Here is a 4,033-nt window from a genome sequence, read left to right on the forward strand (position 1 = left end):
ATCAACATGTATTGTGGTGATATCTCCCGCTATCTATTACATATCTTGGATTTAGCTTTGTATGCACATGTTATTTTTGCTGTGGATACACCAATTCCCAAAGATGTCCGTCCGGATCGGTTATATAACCTCCATATTTGCGGTCTATGGTTGCTTCCGCAGGTGCCGTACCGCCATAGAGAGGTGCGTTTTGCAGGGCTAGGTCTACATCTTCTTGCGAGTCCAAAGCACAGCTTATAAAGGCTCCCACTTGGTTGGTAGGAAAAATACGATTAATCTTTCGTGCACGTTTTACTGTATTCWTCCBAAGGTCAGCCTGATTCCATCAAAAAGACAATTCACAATTACCGACATACATCTAAACGCTGTGGATCATGCCCGCAAAATAAAACCCTCCATCCCTTTGACAGGTTACGATAACATTCCCATACAACATGAAATTGAATTAAGTTATTTTAAGCTCACCTCCTTTTCCAAAAGCCGATAAATTGTTATATTTATAAAGGAGGCTGTATCAAAGCCTTCCAAGACCATATTTTCACACAGTTAACGGTAACCAATTCTTTAAAGCTAAACTGTTTATTTATGAAAATTAGAACCACTGTACTTTGCCTACCAATTAAAAATTCGGAGAGAACTAAGCATTTTTACGAGCATGTATTTGGCCTTAAAGAATTAGATAATGAAAAGGGTATTGTGACAATAGAGCTACCACATCTTTCTCTCTTTTTGATGGAACAGGCTGCCTTCGAAGAATACAGTAAACGTGCACGAAGATTATCGTATTTTCCTACCAACCAAGTGGGAGCCTTTATAAGCTGTGCTTTGGACTCGCAAGAAGATGTAGACCTAGCCCTGCAAAACGCACCTCTCTATGGCGGTACGGCACCTGCGGAAGCAACCATAGACCGCAAATATGGAGGTTATATAGGTTATATAACCGATCCGGACGGACATCTTTGGGAATTGGTGTATCCACAGCAAAAATAACATGTGCATACAAGCTAAATCCAAGATATGTATAGTAGCGGGAGATATCACCACAATACATGTTGATGCTATCGTCAACGCGGCAAATTCTCAACTTTCAGATGGAAGCGGCGTAAACGGTGCCATACACCGTGCCGGAGGTCCTACCATCTTGCAGGAATGTCAAAAAATCATTGCCAACCGGGGTATCTGTCCCACCGGCGAAGCCGTGATTACTTCGGCAGGAAATCTTCCTGCCAAATACGTAATTCACGCCGTGGGTCCCATATGGCGAGGAGGATCTCAACACGAAGAAGAGCTTCTCGCCCAATGCTATTATAGTGCTTTAAAGCTGGCTACTCAATATACATGCAAGACAATGGCTATTCCTTGCATCAGCACCGGAATCTTTGGCTTTCCAAAAGAAAAAGCAGCGATTATAGCCATACGAACTATAATTACATTCTTACAAAAAGACTCCATTTTAGAAAAAATTAATTTAGTTGCTTTCGACAAAGAAAACTTTGACATCCTTTCTGCTGCGTTAGCAAACTATTAATTCAAGCATAAAACATATGTGCACTTTTTTTTGTTATTCCAATAATCCTACATAAACATCAATAAAGATGCAAGAAAACCTGCTTTATGAATTTTCTATAGAACCAAAAAAGAATATCATTAATGTCCGGCGTGAGTATGAAGCTCCCCTCAAATTGTTGTGGGAGGCATGGACATCTGAAGACCTTCTGGACAGGTGGTGGGGACCAAAGCCTTGGAATGCTGAAACAAAAAGCATGGACTTCCGGGAAGGGGGCCAATGGCTGTACGCCATGGTAGGGCCGGATGGTGAACGTCATTGGGCTAAAGCTAAATTCAGCCATATAGAACCTCAACTTTCCTTCTCTTATAGAGGGTACTTCTGCGATGATCAGGGAGTGACGACCCCTGAATTGCCTCAAAACGACTGGCATATCTCTTTTCACGAAAACAACACCATTACTACTATCAAAGTCACCCTGCTCTTCAGTAATACAGAGGCTCTAGAACAGACTATGGGAATGGGTTTTAAAGAAGGATTTACTGCCGGATTAAATCAGCTCGAAAGCCTTTTGGAAAATCTTAAAAAATGAAGGTATGCAAAATTTATCACCACAAATAATCAAATATCAGGAAGGATTATCTGCCGAAGATAAAGCCATTTGCAATCTTTTGACACAAACTATATGTCAACATCTCCCCGAAGCTGAGAACAAATTATGGCACGGACATCCCGTATGGTTTCTGGAAGGAAATCCTATCGTAGGCTATAGCAAAGAGAAGAAAGGGCTGCGCCTGATGTTTTGGAGCGGTGCCGACTTTGAAGATGAGACTTTAATCCCAGGTCCAAAATTTAAAGATGCTTCCATCTTTTATCAGACCATACAAGAAATTAGTTTGGATGACTTAAAACGATGGTTACTAAAAGCGAAAGATATTCAATGGGATTATAAGAATATTGTAAAGCGAAAAGGAGTCCTTGTAAGACTTAAATAACATATACTCTTTATACGCAAATACCATGAAAAACCTATTGACCTTAACGTTACTGCTAATCTGTTGGGCCTGTCGTCCGAACACAAATTCTTCAACAAATGATATGGGAAATGCCGAAACCCTCTCCGACAGCCTATCAATGACAGACAGCTTATTGTTTGACTTTGACAAGTTTCCTATACAAAAAGGCAGCTTAGGTCCCTTACACATAGGTATGACAATAGAGGAAGCGGAAAAGCTTTTTACAGGACTTATCAAAGGCGAAGATGAGGCCGGTAACTTCGGTTTTGATGGCGGGGGAAAAAGCTATCTCTATTACCTGAACAAAGAGCTCGTCTTTGGGCTTATCCCCAAACTGGAAACGGACACCATTCTTTCCATTGTCGCTATCCATAATAACCTCACTACGACCAATGGACTTCATCCCAATGCTAGCGTGCAGCAAATTCAAGCCCTCTACCCTGATATGATTGTCGAACATGATCTTCTTAACGGATGGGAAATCTTTCATGATGCTACCAACCAATGGCAGTTTGTCTTTATTACGGATGAAAATGAGCGCATTGGCGACTATCCTGACTTGGACGCCCCTTCCAAACCTAAGCGTCTCCAAATCCAGGCCGATTGGATAACGATATTCTAACGTCCTAGTTTTTTCGGAAAAAATTCTTATACTAGTAGCTTTCAAACTATTCCAACAGCAAGACCATGGAAGTCCTAGCACCAAAGGATTGTAACAACGCACCGAAAAAACGTATCATCAAAGAGTTTACCGAAGCTCTTTGGAGTCAACAGTGGTCTGTGCTAAGGGCTATGGTGGTGGAAACGTTCACTTTTGAAGTGGCCGGCAAGCTTCAATCTTTTGACTTCGCGGCACTACAACATGAAATTCCCAGCAACCACTCTTTCTATAAGATGGAACTGGATGCTGTCATCACCCACGGTGCTTTCGGAGCTTGCCAAGGAAAAATACAGTCAAAAGTCTTGTGTCTTGATTTCGCTTTCTTTCTTAGCTTCACATCCGCAGGAAAAAATACCATCAAACATTTGAAAGTACATCTTTCTTCAGCCTATTAAAGCTCGTTTTCTGCTATGACCAACTTATTAGAACATCAAATACGACAACTTTTTAAGATTTCACCTACACAAGATATACAGGCTATAACCTCACTGTTCAAAACAGAAAATATAAAGAAAGGAGACTTCTTTCTACAAAAAGAAAAAGTAGCGAACAAGCTAGCCTTTCTTCAGGAAGGCTATATCAGGATTTTCGTGGAGACTCCGTATCGGGAAATCACCCAATGGGTTTCTACTCCGGGATATTTCATCACCGACTTACCTGCTTTTATGTACAATAAACCTTCTCGCTGGAACATGCAAGCCTTGGTGGACTGCCAGCTTCTTGTCATCACAAAACAAGATTACCTACAAATCCATAACATACTTCCAGATTGGAATGAAGTGGAAAAACATTTTATCATTCACTGCTTCACCACCTTGGAAGAACGTATATATTCTCATATAGCTATGA

At 41.0% G+C, this 4,033-nt stretch carries 8 protein-coding genes; 7 read left to right on the top strand and 1 reads right to left on the bottom strand.

The features are described from left to right. Nucleotides 1-70 precede the first annotated feature (70 nt). Nucleotides 71-226 (bottom strand): hypothetical protein, encoded by a 156-nt coding sequence (locus tag SD31_RS13805; RefSeq protein WP_197053735.1) that lies wholly within the window; start codon nt 224-226, stop codon nt 71-73. A gap of 359 nt (nt 227-585) precedes the next feature. On the opposite strand from SD31_RS13805, the gene SD31_RS16745 reads away from it, so the two are divergent. The 7 genes from SD31_RS16745 to SD31_RS13840 form a co-directional block, all read left to right on the top strand. Then, on the top strand, nt 586-990 hold the full coding sequence (locus SD31_RS16745) for a VOC family protein (RefSeq protein ID WP_039054549.1): 405 nt from the start codon (nt 586-588) through the stop codon (nt 988-990). A gap of 1 nt (nt 991) precedes the next feature. Continuing rightward, on the top strand, nt 992-1,528 hold the full coding sequence (locus SD31_RS13815) for an O-acetyl-ADP-ribose deacetylase (RefSeq protein WP_039054550.1): 537 nt from the start codon (nt 992-994) through the stop codon (nt 1,526-1,528). Nucleotides 1,529-1,595: 67 nt separating this feature from the next. After that, a complete protein-coding gene (locus SD31_RS13820) occupies nt 1,596-2,099 on the top strand; it encodes an SRPBCC domain-containing protein (protein ID WP_039054551.1) in 504 nt (167 codons plus the stop codon). Between the two features lie 4 nt (nt 2,100-2,103). Further along, nucleotides 2,104-2,502, top strand: coding sequence for a DUF1801 domain-containing protein (locus tag SD31_RS13825; protein WP_039054552.1), 399 nt, complete (start codon nt 2,104-2,106; stop codon nt 2,500-2,502). Nucleotides 2,503-2,605: 103 nt separating this feature from the next. Further along, the gene (locus SD31_RS13830; RefSeq protein WP_039054553.1) at nt 2,606-3,145 is read left to right on the top strand and encodes a hypothetical protein; all 540 of its coding nucleotides are present in this window, start codon (nt 2,606-2,608) and stop codon (nt 3,143-3,145) included. A 65-nt stretch (nt 3,146-3,210) separates the two neighbouring features. Continuing rightward, nucleotides 3,211-3,579, top strand: a complete 369-nt coding sequence (locus SD31_RS13835) for a hypothetical protein (protein WP_039054554.1) — start codon at nt 3,211-3,213, stop codon at nt 3,577-3,579. 15 nt (nt 3,580-3,594) lie between these two features. After that, nucleotides 3,595-4,033 (top strand): Crp/Fnr family transcriptional regulator (locus tag SD31_RS13840; protein WP_039054555.1); only part of this gene is annotated, 439 nt, incomplete at its 3' end.

Origin of the sequence: Sphingobacterium sp. T2 (assembly GCF_000814685.1) — a bacterium.
Taxonomy (GTDB): domain Bacteria; phylum Bacteroidota; class Bacteroidia; order Sphingobacteriales; family Sphingobacteriaceae; genus Sphingobacterium; species Sphingobacterium thermophilum.

What these genes read in the sequence shown, in the direction of transcription:
- SD31_RS13815 (WP_039054550.1), top strand. Translation starts at nt 992, where the DNA reads ATGTGCATACAAGCTAAATCCAAGATATGTATAGTAGCGGGAGATATC.
- SD31_RS13830 (WP_039054553.1), top strand. Translation starts at nt 2,606, where the DNA reads ATGGGAAATGCCGAAACCCTCTCCGACAGCCTATCAATGACAGACAGC.
- SD31_RS13820 (WP_039054551.1), top strand. Translation starts at nt 1,596, where the DNA reads ATGCAAGAAAACCTGCTTTATGAATTTTCTATAGAACCAAAAAAGAAT.
- SD31_RS13825 (WP_039054552.1), top strand. Translation starts at nt 2,104, where the DNA reads ATGCAAAATTTATCACCACAAATAATCAAATATCAGGAAGGATTATCT.
- SD31_RS13835 (WP_039054554.1), top strand. Translation starts at nt 3,211, where the DNA reads ATGGAAGTCCTAGCACCAAAGGATTGTAACAACGCACCGAAAAAACGT.
- SD31_RS16745 (WP_039054549.1), top strand. Translation starts at nt 586, where the DNA reads ATGAAAATTAGAACCACTGTACTTTGCCTACCAATTAAAAATTCGGAG.